Genomic DNA, 16,554 nt, shown 5'->3' with positions numbered 1-16,554 from the left:
CGAACTCGCCGCCCCCGCCCGGCTGCCCATCCAATACGTCATCCGCCCCCAGGGCAGCGACTACCGCGGCTACGCCGGACGCCTGGAATCCGGCACCCTGACCACCGGCCAGGCCGTCACCGTCCTCCCCTCCGGGGCGACGTCCACCATCGCCGGCATCGACATCCTCGGCGAGCCGGCCGAGACCGCCCGCGAGGGCCAGTCGATCACCGTCCGCCTCGCCGACGAGATCGACATCGCCCGCGGCGACCTCATCGCCCCCACTCCCGGCGCCCCGGCCCCCGCGAAGGAGCTGACCGCCACCGCCTGCCACCTCCACCAGACACCGCTCCGCCTCCGCGAGAAGGTCCTGGTGCAGCACGGCACCCGCACCGTCCGCGGGATCGTCACGCACATCGGCACCGACAGCGGCGAGTTGGCACTCAACGACATCGCGCCGCTCACCGTGCGCACCGCCGAGCCGCTGCCGGTCGACGCCTACGCGGTCAACCGCCGCACCGGCGCGTTCCTGCTCATCGACCCCGCCGACGGCACCACCCGCACCGCCGCCATGGCCACCGCATGACGGCGGGGGGCACGGCGCTGCTCGCGGTCGCCCACGGCAGCCGGGACCCCCGGCACGCCGCCACCGTCCGCGCGCTGACGGCGCGGCTGCGGGCGCACGCCCCCGGCGCACGGGTGGCGTTCGCCTTCCTCGACCACAACGCGCCGACGGTGGGCGCCGCGGTGGACCGGCTGGCCGCCGAGGGCGCGTCCGAGGTGACCGCCGTCCCCCTGCTCCTCGGCAACGCCTACCACGCCAAGGTGGACCTGCCGGCGCTGCTGCGCGAGAGCGCCGTCCGCCACCCCGGGCTGACGCTGCGGCAGGCGCCCGTGCTGGGGCCGAGCCCGCTGCTCGGCGCGGCGCTGCGCCGGCGGCTCGCCGAGGCCGGGGCGGGTTCGGCGGGCGACCGCTCGACCGGGCTGCTGCTGGGCTGGGCCGGCTCCTCGGACCCGGGAGCGGTGGCGGCCGTCCGCGATCTGGCGGCGGGGCTGCACGGGGTCGCCGGGCCGGTGGCGACGGCGGCGGCCGGGCAGGCGCCGGCGAGCGTCACCGAGGCGGTGGAGCTGCTGCGGGCGGCCGGGGCGCGGCGGATCGCGCTGGCGCGCTACGTCATCGCGCCGGGGCTGCTGCCGGACCGCCTCGCCGACGCGGCGCGCGCGGCGTGCGCCGAGCGGGGGCTGGGGCTGACGGTGGCCCAGGTGCTGGGCGACGCGCCGGAGCTGGCGTCGCTGGCGGCGGCGCGGGCCTACTCCTCGCGGCCGGTCGCCGCCATCACGGGCTCGTCGGTGCCGGTCCCGGTGCCCGTCGGCCCGGTGCCCGTCGTCCCGGAGGCGGCGGACGCGGGCGCGGCGCGGCGGGAGCGCAGGGTGTCGGCGTAGAGGGCGATGGCCCCGGTCAGAACGAATCCGCCGAGGCCGCAGACCGCGTTGGGCAGCGATCCGACGGCGCGGTGGTGGAAGACCGCGCCGGTGAGCGCGGCGAGCAGGAAGCAGGCGAGCCCCCACCCGGCGCCGACGGCGAGGGACTTGGCCGGGCGCGCAATCCAGGCGATACGGCGCGTTTGCTGCACACTCCCACGCTAACCGGACATCCGGCGATCACCGGGGTCCGACACGGCGGGCCGAGCGGGCTCAGAACGCGTTCCACCGCACCGTCGCGTCGCCGGAGCGCAGGGACGCCACGCGATGCGCGAACTCCGCCCGCGCCGACGGCTTCACCGCCGCCTGCTGCGCCACCCACGCCGCGCTCGCGGTCTCCCGCGCGCCGCGCAGCACCACGGCGCCCTCCCACTCGGCGACGTCGAAGCCGTAGCCGTCCACGAAGGCCCGGTACCGGCCGTGGTCGAGGCCGTAGCGGTCGTGGCTGAGCTGGAGCACCACCAGGTCGTGCTCGCGCAGGTCGTCCGCGAAGGTCTCCAGGTCGATCAGGAGCGGCCCGTCCGGCCCGACGTGGACGTTGCGGGGCAGCGCGTCGCCGTGGATCGGGCCGGGCGGCAGCACCGGCCGCAGCGCGGGCAGCTTCTCCTGGATCTCGTCGCGGCGGCGGCGCAGGAACTCGGCGTCGGCGGGGTCGATGTGACCGGTCGCCTGGTCGAGCCAGCGGTCCACATTGCCCAGCAGCTCGCGCGGCGGCAGGCCGAGGCCCTCGGGCGCGCCGAGCGCGTGCACCCCGCGCAGCAGCGGCGCCAGGTCGGCCGGCCCGGCGGGCCGCACGGCCTCGGGCAGCCGCGCCCAGAAGGTGACGGGGTGTCCGTCCACCAGCAGCGCCTCGGCGGGGACGCCGTCCGCGGGGCGCACCGCCGGGACGCCGTGGGCGGCGAGCCAGGCGGCGACCTTGAGGGAGCGGTCCGCGCGCTCCAGGACGGCCGCCTCCCGCGCCACCTTGGCGACAACGGGCGCGCCGTCCAGCTCGAACACCGCGTTCTCGGAGAGCGCGGCGAGCCGCCCCTCGGCCGGCAGGCCGATCCGCTCCGCGGCCCGCCCCAGCACGGCGCGGGCCCGCGCCTCATCAAAAACCGTCTCGGACGTGGACATGATCCCCAGGCTACGCGTCCTTCGCGTTCCGCTTCGGCCGGGTGGCGCGGGGTCGTCGCGCGTTGTCTGAACGGTCGCCTCCGCCCCGGGAATCCGGTTACCATCGCGCATCTCCGTCCCACTGCGCGATCCACGAGGTGAGCCGTGCAACCGACCCCGCCCCAGCAGCCGTTCGCGCCCCAGCCGCTCCCGCCCGGCTACCCGGTGCGGGCCGTGCCCGGCGTGCCCGGCGGCATGTCCAAGGCGGTGCTCGCCGGGCTGCTGGCCTCGGGGGTGCTCTCCGCGGTGAACGTGCTGACGATGCACCCCCACATGTACACGGCGGACGGCGCCTACTCCGTGCGGGTCCAGGCGTTCACCGGCATCACCGGCATGGTGCCGATGGCGTGCATCGTGCTGTTCCTGGTCTGGTTCCACCAGGTCCGCAACGTCGCCGAGTACCTCGCGCCGGGGCTGCAGCGCCGCAGGCCGGGGTGGGCGATAGGCGCCTGGTTCATCCCGGTGGCCAACCTGTGGATGCCGCTCCAGGTGGCCCACGACATCCACGCCGCGGCGCACGGCACCCGCCAGGGGCCCGGCAGGGGGATCGTCAACTCCTGGTGGGCGGCGTGGCTCGCGTCGGTCGTGATGGGCTGGGCGCTGGGCATCACCATGGTGGTGCAGATGGTGCGGGCGATGGTGCAGCTCGCCCACGCCCACGCGATGGACGACCCGCAGCTCGTCCAGGACTACCTGATGCGCTCGATCGCCCCGCCGACCGGCCTGGCCGTCGCGGTCGGCGCGGTGGAACTCGCCGCCGCCGGCCTCGCCGCGTTCGCCGTGCACCGCATCACCGCGGACCTGGGCGGCGCCATGGCGCGCGTCCAAGCCGCTCAGCCGCAGGCGCCCGGCGCTATGCCGCCCCCGCCCCCGTGGGGGCAGGCCTGAGCGGCCAGGAGGCGTCGACCACCGCGTCCGGCGCCTTGCCGCGGCGCAGCCACTCCTGGTAGCCGCGGGCCCATTCGGCGTACCAGTCGACCTGCTGCTCGTGGAGCTGCTCGGCCGTCAACTCGGCCACCCCGCCGTGCCGTTCGGCGATCGCCTCCAGCAGCAGGACGGCGGCGAGCGCGTCGGCGCCCGCGGCGTGCGCGTGGTCGAGGGCGACGCCGTACTCCTTGCAGCAGGCCGTCAGCGTCCGCGAGCCGCGGCGGTACTTGTCGACCGCGCGGTCGATCGTCATCGGGTCGAGGACGGGGCCGACGGGCCGGCCGGCGCGCCGCTCCTCCAGGGACGCCAGCCCATGGCGGGCCAACTCCGCGGAGAGCAGCGTCAGATCGAAGACCGCGTTGAAGGCCACCACCGGGGTGCCCTCGGACCAGTGCGCGGCGATCAGCTGGGCCAGCTCCTCCAGGACCGCCGCCGGCGGGTGACCCGCGGCGCGGGCGCGGTCGTCGGTGATGCCGTGGATGCGGGCCGCGTCGGCCGGGATGGGCACTCCGGGGTCGACCAGCCACTCGCGGCGCGAAGCGGTCTCGCCGGCCTTGACCTCGACGACGGCCGCGGAGACGATCCGCGCCTCGGCCGGATCGGTGCCGGTCGTCTCCAGATCGAACCCGACCAGCAGACCCCGGTGCCAGCTCTGGGAACCCATGCAGTCCTCTCCCCGTTCTCGAAGCGCCGGCAGCCGCGGCCGCGGCGCGCGCGCCGCCGGGGTGCCCTTGGGAAACCATCATGTCCTGCGCCTCGGACATCCCGGCCGGGGTCGCAGCAGCCTCTCAGGAAACCGGATTCCCACCCGTCGCACCAGGCCCCACCAGTACCAGGACGCACTGCGGCCGCAGTCTCCTCAGGAGACCGGGCGGGAGTCCTGCCAGCAGCCGTCGAACTCCTCGCGGTAGACGTCGAAGAGCCCGTGCTCCGCGCCGCGCTCGGCGTCCCGGTTGCGCAGCAGCAGCACCGGCGACTCCATGCCGCGGGCCCGCCGCAGGTACGGCTGCACCACCGCGAGCCCGTCCGGGCTGTGCCCGTCGACCAGGTAGGCGGTGCAGCGCGGCGTCTCGTCGAAGACCCGGATCTCGACGCGGCCGGCGCCGTCGCCGTCCCCGTCCGCGCCGCCGTGCGCCTCGCGCTCCAGCCGCGCCCGCACCCGCCGCACCTGCATGATGTTGGTCTCGATCTGCCGGCTCAGCTCGCCGCGGCCCAGCCCCAGCTCGCGCTCGCGCCGCCGCACCGCGCTGCTCGCCGGGTTGAGGAAGAGCAGCCGCAGCCGGCAGCCCTCGTGGGCGAGGCGGGCCAGCCGCCGGCCGGTGAAGGACTGCCCCAGCAGGTTGAGCGCGATGCCCATGGCGTCCAGCCGCGCCGCCCCGTCGAAGAGGTCCTCGGCGGGCAGGTCGCGCTGGAGCGAGACCCGGTCCGGGTGGACGCCGATGACGTCCGCGTAGCGGTCGCCGACGATCTCCTCCAGGACGTCCACCGGCACCCGCTGCACGCCCGCGTGCCGCGCCCCGCTGTCCAGCAGCGACAGCAGCCGCTGGGCGGCCTGCTCGGTGCGCTCCAGGACGTTCTCGGTGAGCGCCCGGTTGCGGTTCACCACGTGCCGGGCGGTCTCCAGCTCGTCGAGGAGCAGCTCCAGTTCGCGGCGGCCGCCCTCGCCGCCCAGCCACGGCTCGAAGCACGGCCAGTGCGTGACGATCAGCTCCCGCAGCTGCGGGAGTGTCAGGAAGACCAGCAGGTCGTCGTCGTCCGGGTCGAGGAGGTAGCCCTTGCGGCGCGAGACGTCCCGCACCGCGGCGGCCCGCTGCACGCCCTCGCGGCCGGCCGGGCCCATCGCCGCCACCACCCAGCCCTCGGCGCCGTGCACCGGCTCGTAGACGGGACGCAGCACGGCCCCGGTGACGCTGCGCAGCCGCTGCTCGACGAGGTTGAGCCAGACGTAGGCGCGGCCGGCCCGGCGGACCCGGGTGCGGGCCTCCGCCCAGTCGGCGTGGCCCCAGTCCAGCTCGGGGTCGGGCTCCACCGGCTCGGCCGGGAGCACCACCGGGGCGATGTCGCCGGGGACGGGCAGCCGGAGCGCGCCGGTCGGCGCGAGCACTCCGGCGTCCGCCTCCAGCCCGCTGTCGGCGTCGAAGCCGTCCAGGGGCCGCCGGGGGGCGGGCGGGCGCGCCAGGCGGCCGGTGCCGCCCTCCCTGGTCTCTGCCGGGCCCCTCACCGCAGCCCTCCCATGCCTCTCCCTCGCCCCGTGCCCACGGGCCTCCCCGCGGAACGTTTACCGTCGCGACGCCCACTCAACTACCCACCGATACACCAGAAGTATCCCCTCATCGGGGCGAAGTCCCCGGGAAGCGGCACCCCGTGGCGCGGGTCCGGACGACAATGCCCATGTTTGCCAAGAGTTCGGGACCGGAGAAGCCGGCACGGAGCACTCGGGAGCAGCATGCAGGTCTGGCCGGGGAGCGCGTATCCCCTGGGTGCGTCGTTCGACGGGGCGGGCACCAACTTCGCGGTGTTCTCGGAGGTGGCGGAGCGCGTCGAGCTGTGCCTTCTGGAGGGCGACGCCGAGCGCGGCACCCTCGACGAGACCACCGTGGAGCTGCGCGAGACGGACGGCTTCGTCCACCATGTCTACCTGCCGGGCGTGCAGCCGGGCCGGCGCTACGGCTTCCGGGTGGACGGCCCGTACGAGCCGTCCCGGGGGGTGCGCTGCAACCCGGCGAAGCTGCTCCTCGACCCGTACGCGAAGGCGACGTCCGGACGGGTGCGCTGGAACGAGGCGCTGTACGGCTACAAGTTCGGCGACCCGGAGTCGCGCAACGACCTCGACTCGGCGCCGTACACGCCGGCCTCGGTGGTGGTGAACCCGTACTTCGACTGGGGCGACGACCGCCCGCCGCGGCACGCCTACCACGACACCGTCCTCTACGAGGCGCACGTCAAGGGCCTGACGCACGCCCACCCCGAGCTGCCCCCGGAGATCCGCGGCAGCTACGCGGGGCTGGCGCACCCCGCGGTCGTCCGGCACCTGAAGGAGCTGGGCGCGACGGCGGTGGAGCTGATGCCGGTGCACCAGTTCGTCGACGACCACCGGCTGGTCGACCTCGGCCTCGCCAACTACTGGGGCTACAACACCCTCGGCTTCTTCGCGCCGCACGGCGCGTACTCCTCGCAGGGCGATCTGGGCCAGCAGGTGCAGGAGTTCAAGTCGATGGTGAAGGAGCTGCACGCGAACGGCATCGAGGTGATCCTCGACGTGGTCTACAACCACACCGCCGAGGGCAACCACCTGGGGCCGACGCTCTCCTTCAAGGGCATCGACAACCCGTCGTACTACCGGCTGGCGGACGACCCGCGCTACTACACCGACACCACGGGCACCGGGAACTCGCTGCTGATGCGGAGCCCGCACGTGCTCCAGATGATCATGGATTCGCTGCGCTACTGGGTCACCGAGATGCACGTCGACGGCTTCCGCTTCGACCTGGCGGCCACCCTGGCCCGGCAGTTCCACGAAGTCGACCGGCTCTCCTCGTTCTTCGACCTGGTGCAGCAGGACCCGGTGGTCTCCCAGGTGAAGCTGATCGCCGAGCCGTGGGACGTCGGCGAGGGCGGCTACCAGGTGGGCAACTTCCCGCCGCTGTGGACGGAGTGGAACGGCAAGTACCGCGACACCGTCCGCGACCTGTGGCGGGGCGAGCCGGCCTCGCTCGGCGAGTTCGCCTCCCGGCTCACCGGCTCCTCCGACCTCTACGAGGACAACGGCCGCCGCCCGCTCGCCTCCGTCAACTTCGTCACCTGCCACGACGGCTTCACCCTGCGCGACCTGGTCTCCTACAACGGCAAGCACAACGAGGACAACCAGGAGGACAACCGGGACGGCACCGACGACAACCGCTCCTGGAACTGCGGCGCCGAGGGCGGGACGGACGACGCCGAGGTGCGCGCGCTGCGCCTGCGCCAGCAGCGCAACTTCCTCGCCACGCTGCTGCTCAGCCAGGGCGTGCCGATGCTCTCGCACGGCGACGAGTTCGGCCGCAGCCAGCGCGGCAACAACAACGCCTACTGCCAGGACTCCCCGCTGGCCTGGATGCACTGGCCGCGGGAAGGCGCCGAGCAGGAGCCGGAGGCGACGCCCGACCTCACCGCCGAGGAGGCGCAGGATCTGCTCGCCTTCACCCGCGCGATGACCCGGCTGCGCTCCGAGCACCCGGTCTTCCGGCGCCGCCGGTTCTTCCACGGGCGCCCCAAGGAGGGCACCCACGACGAGCTGTCCGACATCGCCTGGTTCACCCCCCAGGGCGAGGAGATGACGGACGAGGACTGGCGGGACGCGACGGCCCGCTCCCTCACCGTCTTCCTCAACGGGGACGCGATATCCGAGCCGGACGAGCGGGGCACGGCGATCACCGACGACTCCTTCCTGCTGCTCTTCAACGCCGAGCCGCGCGAGGTCCGCTTCGAGGTCCCCACCGGCCCGGAGGCGAACGGCGGCGGGGAGCCGTGGTGGCAGGTCGAGGTGGACACCGCCGACCCGGACGGCGGCTCCGCGCCCCGGATGGTCTCCCCCGGCACCACCCTGGCCCGCGCGCAGCGCTCCCTGATGGTGCTCCGCCTGCCGCGCGGCTGAGCGGCGCGGCCGCGCTCGGCGTGGCCGCCGTCGTCACCACCCTCCGGGAGCGGGGCCCGGTGGTGGTCCGGGCGGACGGCGGCATGCCGCCCGACGCGGAGCTCACCCCCGCCGGGCTCGCCCGCGCCCAGCAGTTGGACGCCGATCGGCACCGCCAAGCAGCAGCTGCCCGCCAAGCAGCTGCCGTCCAAGCACGACGTCACCTCGGGGAACGGCAACTAGCCGGCCTGCAAGCCGGTCCCGGCCATCGAGTACCCGCGGCCCCCGGGGTGAGCGGGGCCGGCGGTCACTCGCCGCCGGCCGGCTCCAGCGTCAGCGAGACGGAGTTGATGCAGTACCGCTGATCGGTGGGCGTGGGATAGCCCTCGCCCTCGAAGAGGTGGCCGAGGTGCGAGCCGCAGTTGCGGCAGCGCACCTCGGTCCGCACCATCCCGAGCGAGCGGTCCTCGATCAGCTCGACGGCCTCCGTGTCGCGCGCGTCGAAGAAGCTGGGCCATCCGCAGTGCGAGGAGAACTTCTGGTCGGAGCGGAACAGCTCCGCCCCGCACGCCCGGCAGGCGTAGACGCCCTCCGTCGTGGTGTCCGTGTACTCGCCGGTGAACGGCCGCTCGGTGCCGGCCTCCCGGAGCACATGGAACTCCTCGGGGCTCAGCTCCTCGCGCCACTCGCCCTCGGTCTTGTTCACCCGGTAGTCGCTCATGTCTCTCCCAACGCTTCGAGCGGGTCCGCTCATCCCGCCTGGCGGGCCTCAGGCCTCCAGCGCGGCCAGGATCTCCGGCCCGAGGAAGGTCACATCGCCCGCACCCATGGTGAGCACCAGGTCCCCCGGGCGGGCAACCGCGGCGATCCGGTCGGCCACCGCGGCCATGCTGTGCTCCTCGACGACCTCGGCGCCGCCCTCGGCGCGGGCCGCGTCGGAGACGATCGCGCTGGTCACGCCGGGGACCGGGTCCTCGCGGGCCGGGTAGATGTCCAGCACCACGGCGATGTCGGCCGCCGCCAGGGCGCGCCCCATCTCCGCGCCCAGCTGCTGCGTACGGCTGAACAGGTGCGGCTGGTAGACCACCACGACGCGCCCGCCGGCCGCGTTGTCGCGGATCGCCGCGATGTCGGCGGCGATCTCGGTGGGGTGGTGGGCATAGGAGTCGATCACCTGGACGCCGGCCGCGGTGCCCTTGGGCTGCAGCCGGCGCCGGGCCCCCTGGTAGGAGCCCAGCGCCTTGGCGGTCTGCTCGGCGGGCAGGCCCAGCGCCACCGCCGCGGCGAGCGCGGCCGTCGCGTTGGAGGCGTTGTGCCGGCCGGGGACGGCGACCGTGAAGTCGACCCGCTGCCCGTCCAGCTCGGCGGAGACCTCGCTGGCCATGCCGTGCGCGTCCACCGAGAGCAGCCGGACGTCGGCGTCCTCGGCCTTGCCGAAGGTGACCACGTGGAGGCCGGCGCGGCCGCGGACCCGGCTGGTCAGCTCCCGGGCGCCCGGGTCGTCCGCGGAGACCACCAGGGTGCCGCCGGGGACGATGCGGTCGACGAACTTCTCGAACGACTCGTACACCTCTTCCAGGGAGGCGTAGTTGGCGTGGTGGTCCAGCTCCACGTTGAGGACGATCGCCGCCTCGGGCGCGTACTTGTGGAAGCTGCGGTCGGACTCGTCCGCCTCGGCGACGAAGATCTCGCCCTGGCCGTGGTGGCCGTTGCTGCCCGGCTCGTTGAGGTCGCCGCCGATCGCGAAGGACGGGTCGAGGCCCAGCCCGGTGAGGGCGACGGCGAGCATGCTGGTGGTGCCCGTCTTGCCGTGGGTGCCGGCGACGGCGAGCCCGCGGCGCCCGCCCATCAGCGCGGCGAGCACGTCCGAGCGGTGCCGGACGGGCAGGCCGCGGCGGCGCGCCTCGACCAGCTCGGGGTTGTCCTCGCGGATGGCGCTGCTGAGCACCAGCCCGTCGGCGTCGGCCGGCAGGTTGGCGGCGTCGTGGCCGACCGCGACGTCCGCGCCCAGCTGACGCAGCGCCAGCACGGCGGTGGACTCCTTGGCGTCGCTGCCGGAGACCCGGGCGCCGCGCAGCACCAGGATCTTGGCCAGGCCGGACATGCCGGCCCCGCCGATGCCGATGAAGTGCGGCCGGGCCAGCCCCTCCGGGACGTCGGCGTCGGCGGGGTTCGGGGCGGCGTCGGGCATCTGTGCTCCTCGGCGGTCGGCGATCGGCGGTCTGGCAGTCGTCCCTCGGCGTGCGGACGAGGACGATTCTGCCCTACGGGGCGGGGCGTCCGGGGACCCCGCCCGCACTGCTGAAACGATCCTGCATGGTTGTTCGGCGCGGTCAGCCGGCCGCCGCGTCGGCATGGGCGTACAGCCTGAGGGCCGGGACGCCGACCCGGCGGCGGGCCCGGGAGGCCCAGTCGTGGTGGAAGAACTTCGCGACCAGCCCCGGCTCGGTGATCACCAGGACCTCCTCGGCGCGGTGGTCGCGCACCGCCGCGCGAAGCGTGGCCAGCGGGTCCGCGCCGTCCACCTCCCACCCGTCGGCGCGGCAGCCGGCGGCGCGCAGCCGGTCCAGGGTGTCGGCGAGCCCGCGCGCGGCGGCGCCCCCGGCGGGGGCGGCGTCCGCCACCGCCCCGGCCACCGAGTCGTCCAGCTGCCGCAGCAGCCGGACCTGGGCCCCGGGGGGCTGCATCAGCACGATCAGCAGAACCGTTTCCTCATACGGATCCGGGGACGCGGAACCCGGGGTCTCGCGGTGGGGGGTCGCGGCCGCCGGTGCACCCGGGTGCAGCGCGGCGACCGTCTCCACGTCCTTGTCGTCCAGGGGTCTCTCGATCAACAGAATCGACGTCGGCACACGCTCATCCTGCCCCGGCGGACAAGATCACACGCGACGGATCCCCCGTGCTGGTCAGACGTTCGATGCGGGAGCCGTGGAGCCGGTCCGATCACGCAGGTAGCGGGAGAAGAGAAACCCGTCCTGCTCCAGCAGGCCGGCGAGCCGCATCCGGTGCGGCGCGTCCACCGACGGCCCGTGCGCGATCCGCTCGGCGCCGCCCGCGGTGAGCGTCGGCGACAGCGTCAGGCACATCTCGTCCACCGCGTCCGCGGCCGTGAACTGGCCCAACAGCCGCGGCCCGCCCTCCAGCTGAATCCGGTTCAGCCCGCGGGCGGCGAGCGCGCCGGTGATCTCCGCGGGCGTCAGCCGGGCGTTCTCCGTGACGGTGATCACCACTCCGCCGGCGTCCTCGGCGCGCCGCCGGGCCTTCTCCGGGGCCGCCGATCCGGTCAGCACCAGGGTCGGCGTGACGGCCGCGGCGAACAGGGGTGCGTCGAAATCCAGATCGAGACGCGAACTGACGACCGCGATCGCCGCGGCGGGCCCCTGCCCGGCGGCGGCCCGCGCCGCGGCGAACGCCGGGCGGGCGCGGGCGGGGCGGTAGCCCTCGCCGCGGACGGTCTCGGCGCCGGCGACGACGACGTCCGCGAGCGCCCGGAGCACCCCGAAGACGCGCATGTCCGCCTTGCTGGAGATGGGCTGCGAGAGGCCCTCGAAGTGGGCGGCGCCGTCCAGTGTCTGCACCATACTGACGCGCACCCACGCGGTGGCGGCGTCGGGGTAGGGGTACGCGGCGGCGAGGCCGGGGAGGGTGTCCAGCTCGTCGTCAGCGTTCTCGCTGGTGACGGGGTACAGGCGGCGCATGCCCGCCAGTCTTCCACGCGGCGCGCGGTGCTCCGGGCCCGCCGCCGCGCCCTGCGCCCGGGCGTGGCCACCGGCGGCGAACCCGGCGCCGGACGGGCCGTAACCTTGTTGGCGTGTCCCACGCACTCGCCGAACGCCGTCCCACCGTCACGCCCGCGCAGCTCGTCGCGGAGATGGTCCCGCCGCCCCGCTTCAACGACGTCCGGTTCGACACCTACATCCCCGATGCGACCCAGCCCTCCCAGTCCGCCGCGGTCGCCCACCTGCGCGCCTTCGCGGCGGCGGTCACCAGCGGGGCCACCGCGTCCGGCGCCGCCGGCCGGCGCCGCCTCTTCCGCGGCCGGCCCAAGGCCCCGGCCGCGGGCCAGGGCGTCTACCTCGACGGCGGCTACGGCGTCGGCAAGACGCACCTGCTCGCCTCGCTCTGGCACGCCGTCCCCGTGCCGGCCGCGCAGAAGAGCTTCGGCACCTTCGTGGAGCTGACCAACCTGGTCGGCGCGCTCGGCTTCCAGCAGGCCGTCGCCGAGCTCTCGCAGCGCAAGCTGCTGTGCATCGACGAGTTCGAGCTCGACGACCCCGGCGACACCGTGCTCGTCTCGACGCTCCTCACCCGCCTCGCCGAGGCCGGCGTCCACCTCGCCGCGACCTCCAACACCCTCCCCGACAAGCTCGGCGAGGGCCGCTTCGCCGCCGCCGACTTCCTGCGGGAGATACAGGGGCTGGCCGCCCGCTTCACCACGCTGCGGATCGACGGCCAGGACTACCGGCACCGCGGTCTGCCCGACGCGCCCGCACCGCTCGCGGACGAGGCCGTCGCCAAGACCGCGGACGCGCACCCGGGCGCCAGCCTCGACGACTTCCCCGTGCTCCTCGCCCACCTCGCCGCCGTCCACCCCAGCCGCTACGGCGCGCTGCTGGCGGACACCTCGGCCGTCGGGCTGCGCGGGGTGGAGACGATCACCGACCAGGCGACCGCGCTCCGGATGGTGGTGCTCGCCGACCGGATGTACGACCGCGAACTGCCGGTGATTGCCTCGGGCGTGCCGTTCGACCGCCTGTTCACCGAGGAGATGCTGGCCGGCGGCTACCGCAAGAAGTACCTGCGCGCCGTCAGCCGCCTCGTCTCCCTCGGCCGGGACGGGGCGGCGCTGGCGTAGGGCGGCTTGCGCCGCCCGGCTCAGGCGGCGCCGCCGCCGTCGCCCAGGTGCACCGCGGGAACGGTGCCCATCCGGCCGGCCTCAAAGTCCTCGGCGGCCTGGATGATCTCCTGACGGGTGTTCATCACAAACGGGCCGTAGCGGGCGACCGGCTCCTTGATGGGGAGCCCTCCGAGCAGCAGCACCTCCAGCTTCCCGGTGCGGCCGCGGCCGCGCTGCTCCGCCTCGGGGGCGGCCTGGACGGTGAGCGCCGAGCCGCCGGGGCCGAAGAAGGCGAGCTGCCCGGCCTCCACCGGACGCCGCTCGGCGCCGGCCGTGCCCGCGCCCTCCAGGACGTACGCCATGGCGGTGAAGTCGGGCTGCCACGGCACCCGCAGCCGGGCGCCCGGCTCGACGGAGGCGTGCGCGTAGGTGATCGGCGTGTACGTCGACCCCGGCCCGGCGTGCCCGCCGAGCTCGCCGGCGATGACGCGCACCAGGGCGCCGCCGTCCTCGGAGGTGAGCAGCCGCAGCGCGCCGCCGTCGATCTCCTGGTAGCGCGGCGCGGTCCACTTCAGCGAGCGGGGCAGGTTGACCCACAGCTGGACGCCGTGGAACCAGCCGCCGTTGGCGACGATCTCCTCGCTGGGCACCTCGTCGTGGAGGATGCCGGAGCCGGCCGTCATCCACTGCGTCGCGCCGTCGGAGATGCGCCCGCCCCCGCCGTTGGAGTCGTGGTGCACCATCTCGCCGTCGAGCATGTAGGTGACGGTCTCGAAGCCGCGGTGCGGGTGCCAGGGGGCGCCCTTCGCCTCGTGCGGCTCGTGGCGGACCGGCCCCATGTGGTCGAGCAGCAGGAACGGGTCGGCCTGGTACATCCCGATGCCGGGAAAGGGGCGGCGGACCTCGAAGCCCGCGCCCTCCAGGTGGCGCTGCGCGGTGACCACCCGCTGCACGGGGCGGTCGGTGCCGGGACCGGCCGCGGGGGCGGCGATGCGGGGCAGGACCAGCAGGTTCTCGACGGTGATCGCGGGCACGGGGTCCGCCTCCTCTTCTCTCCTGGTGGTGCGGTTCGCCGTCGACAACATGGTTGAAAGCTCAATCATTCCCGGGAATGCCCGGTTCCCCCGCCCTGTTGACGGGCATGTCCACGATGAGCACACCGGCGAAAGGAGCCGCCCCATGGCCATGGAGGTCATGACCGTCGAGAACTTCCGCTGGGCCCAGGATCTCCTGGACGCCCGCGACCCGCTGGGCGCGCTGATCCTGATCGAGCCGGCCCTCGACGAGGAGCGCGACAACCTGTCCGTCCTGCAGCTCGCCGCCCGCGCCTACTTCCACTCCGCGCAGTTCCGTCCCGCGGAGGAGATGTTCCGGCGGATCGTCGAGCTGGACCCGACCGACTACTTCGCCCACCACGCGCTGGGCCGCACGCTGGAGCGGGCGGGCCGGGACGCGGAGGCCGCGCCGCACCTGCGGCTCGCCGCGGCGATGCATCCCGAGCCGGAGTACCTGGCGGCGGCCGCGCGGCACACGCCGCGCACGACGCCTGCGGAGGACGCCGCGGAGTGAACGGTCCGCAGCCGGCTCACGGTTGAGGCTCGGTCACCCGCGCCCCGCGGCGAGCCGCTCGCCATCAGGGCTCCGCGCCCCGGCGGGGCGCTTGCGGTCGCGGTCCATCTCGCGCCACTCGGGGCGCAGGCCGGCGCCCGTCGTCACCAGGAAGTACAGGCCCCCGCCCGCCACCAGGGCTGGGGCCAGGCCCACCGCCGCCACCGCGGCGCCCGCCGCGAGGCCGCCGAGCGGGATCCCGGCCCAGGCCAGCGAGTTGACGAGGGCGTTCACCCGGCCCAGCATCCGCCGCGGGATCCGCTCGTACTCCACCGCCGACAGGATCGGGTTGATGAACCCCGACGCGCAGCCGCCGACCGCGGCGACCGACGCCACCGCCCACAGCGGCGCCCCCGAGGCGAGCACCAGGAACAGCGGCGGCCCCGCGATCACGAAGCTCACCAGGTAGACGGTCCGCCGCGGCATGCGGTGCGCCAGCGCCGTCGCCGTCAGGCTGCCGCAGACCGCGGCGATCCCCCACACCGTGCCGACCGCCCCGAGCGCCGCCGGCCCGCCGCCGGACTCCCGCGCCCACACCGGCATCAGCACGGCCGCCCTGCCCTGGTCGATCAGGTTGGTGCAGCAGATCATCAGCGCGATCGCCATCAGCAGCCGGTCGTTGCGCAGAAAGCGCCAGCCGTCCGCGAGCCCCCGCAGATAGCCGCCCGGCTCCGCGCCGTCCTGCTGGTCGTGCGGGACGGCCGAGCGCGGCGCCATCAGGGCGATCACCACCGAACCCAGCGCGAACGCCGCCGCGTTGACGATCAGTCCGGCCATCGCGCCGGCCGCGGCGATCAGCCCGCCGGCCGCCGCCGGGCCGACCGTCTGGGCCAGCCGCTCGATGACGCCGAGCATCCCGGTGGCGCGCTCCAGCGGCACCCCGGCCGCGTCCGCGGCGGCCGGGATCATCACCTCCTTGGCGAGGTCGCCCGGCCCGCGCACCCCGCCGACCACGGCCACCAGGACGAGCAGCACGCCCGTCGAGAGCAGCCCGGCGCCGTGCAGCGCGACGATCGCGGCGGCGCCCAGCGCGCTGGCCACGTCCGTCGCCACCGAGACCGGCCGCGCCCCCACCCGGTCCACCACCGGCCCGGAGAGCGCCTTCACCAGCACGTACGGCGCCATCTCGCAGAGCGTCACCAGCCCGGTCCGGGTGGCGCTGCCGGTCGTCACCAGCACGAACCAGGGGATGGCGATGGCCGAGACGCGCGTCCCGGTGAGCGCCAGCGCCAGCCCGGCGAGCACCCCCACCAGCGGCCGGCGGCTGCGTATCGCCGCGGGCGCGGCGGCCGCGCTCACGTCCCCGCCTCGGGCATCACATGGAACTGGACGAAGACGTCCACCGCGTCGTCGGCGGGGGCGTCGCTCTCGGCGCGGTAGCCCTCGACCAGGGCCTCCATCGCACGCGTCAACTGCTCGGCGCGCTGCGGGGTCAGCCGCAGCATGGTGTCGTTGAGGCCGCCGACGTTGAGCCACTCCGGGGGGCGGGTCTCCGCGCCGGCGACGAAGCGCTGCATCCGGTCGGCGAGCAGGCCGACCACCGACTGCATGTAGAGGCCGGCCGCCTCGGGCTCGTCCCGCCACAGGTCGGGGTTGTCGAAGCGGGTGGAGCCGTGCGTCGCCCGCCACCAGCGGTCGCGCCGGTTGCCGCGCTCCTCGTCCTCCGCCACCAGCCCGGCCGCGGCGAGCTGCCGCAGGTGGTAGCTGGTGGCGCCGGAGGCGAGGCCCAGCTCCTCGCCGAGCCGCGTCGCGGTGGACGGGCCGCCCTGCCGCAGCCGCCCGAGCAGCTTGACGCGCACCGGGTGGGCCAGCGCGCGCAGCCGCCGGCTGTCCAGGGCGACCTCGCCGCGCGGGGTCTCCGGCCGCTGCCGGGCCGCGCCGCGGTTCTGACCTGCCTCGTCCTTCGTCATGGGAACACCGTAGACCGCAAAGAAGCTTTTGCAAAGACATCTTT

At 74.9% G+C, this 16,554-nt stretch carries 16 protein-coding genes; 6 read left to right on the top strand and 10 right to left on the bottom strand.

Translation table 11 applies throughout. The annotated features are described in order from the left end of the window. Together BIV57_RS25445 and BIV57_RS21290 are read left to right on the top strand one after the other, a co-directional pair. Positions 1–565, top strand: a 565-nt coding sequence (locus tag BIV57_RS25445; RefSeq protein ID WP_419185743.1) for an elongation factor 1-alpha C-terminal domain-related protein, incomplete at its 5' end; no start/stop codon positions are given. Next, positions 562–1,422, top strand: a complete 861-nt coding sequence (locus BIV57_RS21290) for a sirohydrochlorin chelatase (RefSeq protein ID WP_071658483.1) — start codon at positions 562–564, stop codon at positions 1,420–1,422. The genes BIV57_RS25445 and BIV57_RS21290, both read left to right, overlap by 4 nt. Positions 1,423–1,674: 252 nt before the next feature. On the opposite strand, the gene BIV57_RS21285 is transcribed toward BIV57_RS21290, so the two are convergent. Beyond that, positions 1,675–2,577 (bottom strand): phosphotransferase enzyme family protein, encoded by a 903-nt coding sequence (locus BIV57_RS21285; protein ID WP_071658482.1) that lies wholly within the window; start codon positions 2,575–2,577, stop codon positions 1,675–1,677. 144 nt (positions 2,578–2,721) lie between these two features. Here BIV57_RS21285 and BIV57_RS21280 point away from each other — a divergent pair, with 144 nt between their 5' ends. Then, positions 2,722–3,504 (top strand): DUF4328 domain-containing protein, encoded by a 783-nt coding sequence (locus BIV57_RS21280; RefSeq protein WP_071658481.1) that lies wholly within the window; start codon positions 2,722–2,724, stop codon positions 3,502–3,504. Here the strand turns inward: BIV57_RS21280 and BIV57_RS21275 are convergent. Next, positions 3,470–4,207 (bottom strand): exonuclease domain-containing protein, encoded by a 738-nt coding sequence (locus BIV57_RS21275; RefSeq protein ID WP_071658480.1) that lies wholly within the window; start codon positions 4,205–4,207, stop codon positions 3,470–3,472. The two genes, BIV57_RS21280 and BIV57_RS21275, sit on opposite strands and share 35 nt — an antisense overlap. A gap of 195 nt (positions 4,208–4,402) precedes the next feature. Next, positions 4,403–5,692 (bottom strand): SAV2148 family HEPN domain-containing protein, encoded by a 1,290-nt coding sequence (locus BIV57_RS21270; protein WP_079170557.1) that lies wholly within the window; start codon positions 5,690–5,692, stop codon positions 4,403–4,405. A 297-nt stretch (positions 5,693–5,989) separates the two neighbouring features. Here BIV57_RS21270 and glgX point away from each other — a divergent pair, with 297 nt between their 5' ends. Continuing rightward, positions 5,990–8,176, top strand: a complete 2,187-nt coding sequence (glgX, locus tag BIV57_RS21265) for a glycogen debranching protein GlgX (protein WP_071658479.1) — start codon at positions 5,990–5,992, stop codon at positions 8,174–8,176. A 286-nt stretch (positions 8,177–8,462) separates the two neighbouring features. Here glgX and msrB read toward each other — a convergent pair whose 3' ends face one another. From msrB to BIV57_RS21245, 4 genes are all read right to left on the bottom strand, one after another. Next, positions 8,463–8,876 carry a peptide-methionine (R)-S-oxide reductase MsrB gene (gene msrB / locus BIV57_RS21260; RefSeq protein ID WP_071658478.1) on the bottom strand — a complete coding sequence of 138 codons (414 nt, stop codon included), beginning with the start codon at positions 8,874–8,876 and terminating at the stop codon, positions 8,463–8,465. Between the two features lie 48 nt (positions 8,877–8,924). Further along, on the bottom strand, positions 8,925–10,346 hold the full coding sequence (murC, locus tag BIV57_RS21255) for a UDP-N-acetylmuramate--L-alanine ligase (protein WP_071658477.1): 1,422 nt from the start codon (positions 10,344–10,346) through the stop codon (positions 8,925–8,927). A 142-nt stretch (positions 10,347–10,488) separates the two neighbouring features. Further along, on the bottom strand, positions 10,489–11,007 hold the full coding sequence (locus BIV57_RS21250) for a hypothetical protein (RefSeq protein ID WP_071658476.1): 519 nt from the start codon (positions 11,005–11,007) through the stop codon (positions 10,489–10,491). A gap of 54 nt (positions 11,008–11,061) precedes the next feature. Next, complete coding sequence (locus BIV57_RS21245) at positions 11,062–11,853, bottom strand: dihydrofolate reductase family protein (protein WP_071658475.1); 792 nt, start codon at positions 11,851–11,853, stop codon at positions 11,062–11,064. 173 nt (positions 11,854–12,026) lie between these two features. Here BIV57_RS21245 and zapE point away from each other — a divergent pair, with 173 nt between their 5' ends. After that, positions 12,027–13,010, top strand: a complete 984-nt coding sequence (gene zapE, locus BIV57_RS21240; RefSeq protein WP_079170556.1) for a cell division protein ZapE — start codon at positions 12,027–12,029, stop codon at positions 13,008–13,010. Between the two features lie 20 nt (positions 13,011–13,030). On the opposite strand, the gene BIV57_RS21235 is transcribed toward zapE, so the two are convergent. Next, positions 13,031–14,026 carry a pirin family protein gene (locus BIV57_RS21235; RefSeq protein ID WP_071658473.1) on the bottom strand — a complete coding sequence of 332 codons (996 nt, stop codon included), beginning with the start codon at positions 14,024–14,026 and terminating at the stop codon, positions 13,031–13,033. Between the two features lie 145 nt (positions 14,027–14,171). On the opposite strand from BIV57_RS21235, the gene BIV57_RS21230 reads away from it, so the two are divergent. Continuing rightward, entirely contained in the window at positions 14,172–14,561 is a 390-nt protein-coding gene (locus BIV57_RS21230) for a tetratricopeptide repeat protein (RefSeq protein ID WP_071658472.1), read from the top strand. Positions 14,562–14,594: 33 nt separating this feature from the next. Here BIV57_RS21230 and BIV57_RS24340 read toward each other — a convergent pair whose 3' ends face one another. Beyond that, positions 14,595–15,899, bottom strand: a complete 1,305-nt coding sequence (locus tag BIV57_RS24340) for an MFS transporter (protein WP_071658471.1) — start codon at positions 15,897–15,899, stop codon at positions 14,595–14,597. Further along, positions 15,896–16,510, bottom strand: a complete 615-nt coding sequence (locus BIV57_RS24335; protein WP_107409654.1) for a winged helix-turn-helix domain-containing protein — start codon at positions 16,508–16,510, stop codon at positions 15,896–15,898. Before BIV57_RS24335 ends, BIV57_RS24340 begins: the two co-directional genes overlap by 4 nt. Positions 16,511–16,554 lie beyond the last annotated feature (44 nt).

The sequence above is a fragment of the Mangrovactinospora gilvigrisea genome (assembly GCF_001879105.1).
GTDB classification, from domain to species: Bacteria; Actinomycetota; Actinomycetes; order Streptomycetales; family Streptomycetaceae; genus Mangrovactinospora; species Mangrovactinospora gilvigrisea.
Note: the sequence above shows the minus strand (reverse complement) of the source record. Positions and strands in the feature narration are given on the sequence as shown.

Excerpts from the sequence above, each read along its gene's own strand:
- BIV57_RS21290 (WP_071658483.1), top strand. The coding sequence starts at position 562 with ATGACGGCGGGGGGCACGGCGCTGCTCGCGGTCGCCCACGGCAGCCGG.
- BIV57_RS21285 (WP_071658482.1), bottom strand. The coding sequence starts at position 2,577 with ATGTCCACGTCCGAGACGGTTTTTGATGAGGCGCGGGCCCGCGCCGTG.
- BIV57_RS21275 (WP_071658480.1), bottom strand. The coding sequence starts at position 4,207 with ATGGGTTCCCAGAGCTGGCACCGGGGTCTGCTGGTCGGGTTCGATCTG.
- glgX (WP_071658479.1), top strand. The coding sequence starts at position 5,990 with ATGCAGGTCTGGCCGGGGAGCGCGTATCCCCTGGGTGCGTCGTTCGAC.
- msrB (WP_071658478.1), bottom strand. The coding sequence starts at position 8,876 with ATGAGCGACTACCGGGTGAACAAGACCGAGGGCGAGTGGCGCGAGGAG.
- murC (WP_071658477.1), bottom strand. The coding sequence starts at position 10,346 with ATGCCCGACGCCGCCCCGAACCCCGCCGACGCCGACGTCCCGGAGGGG.
- BIV57_RS21245 (WP_071658475.1), bottom strand. The coding sequence starts at position 11,853 with ATGCGCCGCCTGTACCCCGTCACCAGCGAGAACGCTGACGACGAGCTG.
- zapE (WP_079170556.1), top strand. The coding sequence starts at position 12,027 with ATGGTCCCGCCGCCCCGCTTCAACGACGTCCGGTTCGACACCTACATC.
- BIV57_RS21230 (WP_071658472.1), top strand. The coding sequence starts at position 14,172 with ATGGCCATGGAGGTCATGACCGTCGAGAACTTCCGCTGGGCCCAGGAT.
- BIV57_RS24335 (WP_107409654.1), bottom strand. The coding sequence starts at position 16,510 with ATGACGAAGGACGAGGCAGGTCAGAACCGCGGCGCGGCCCGGCAGCGG.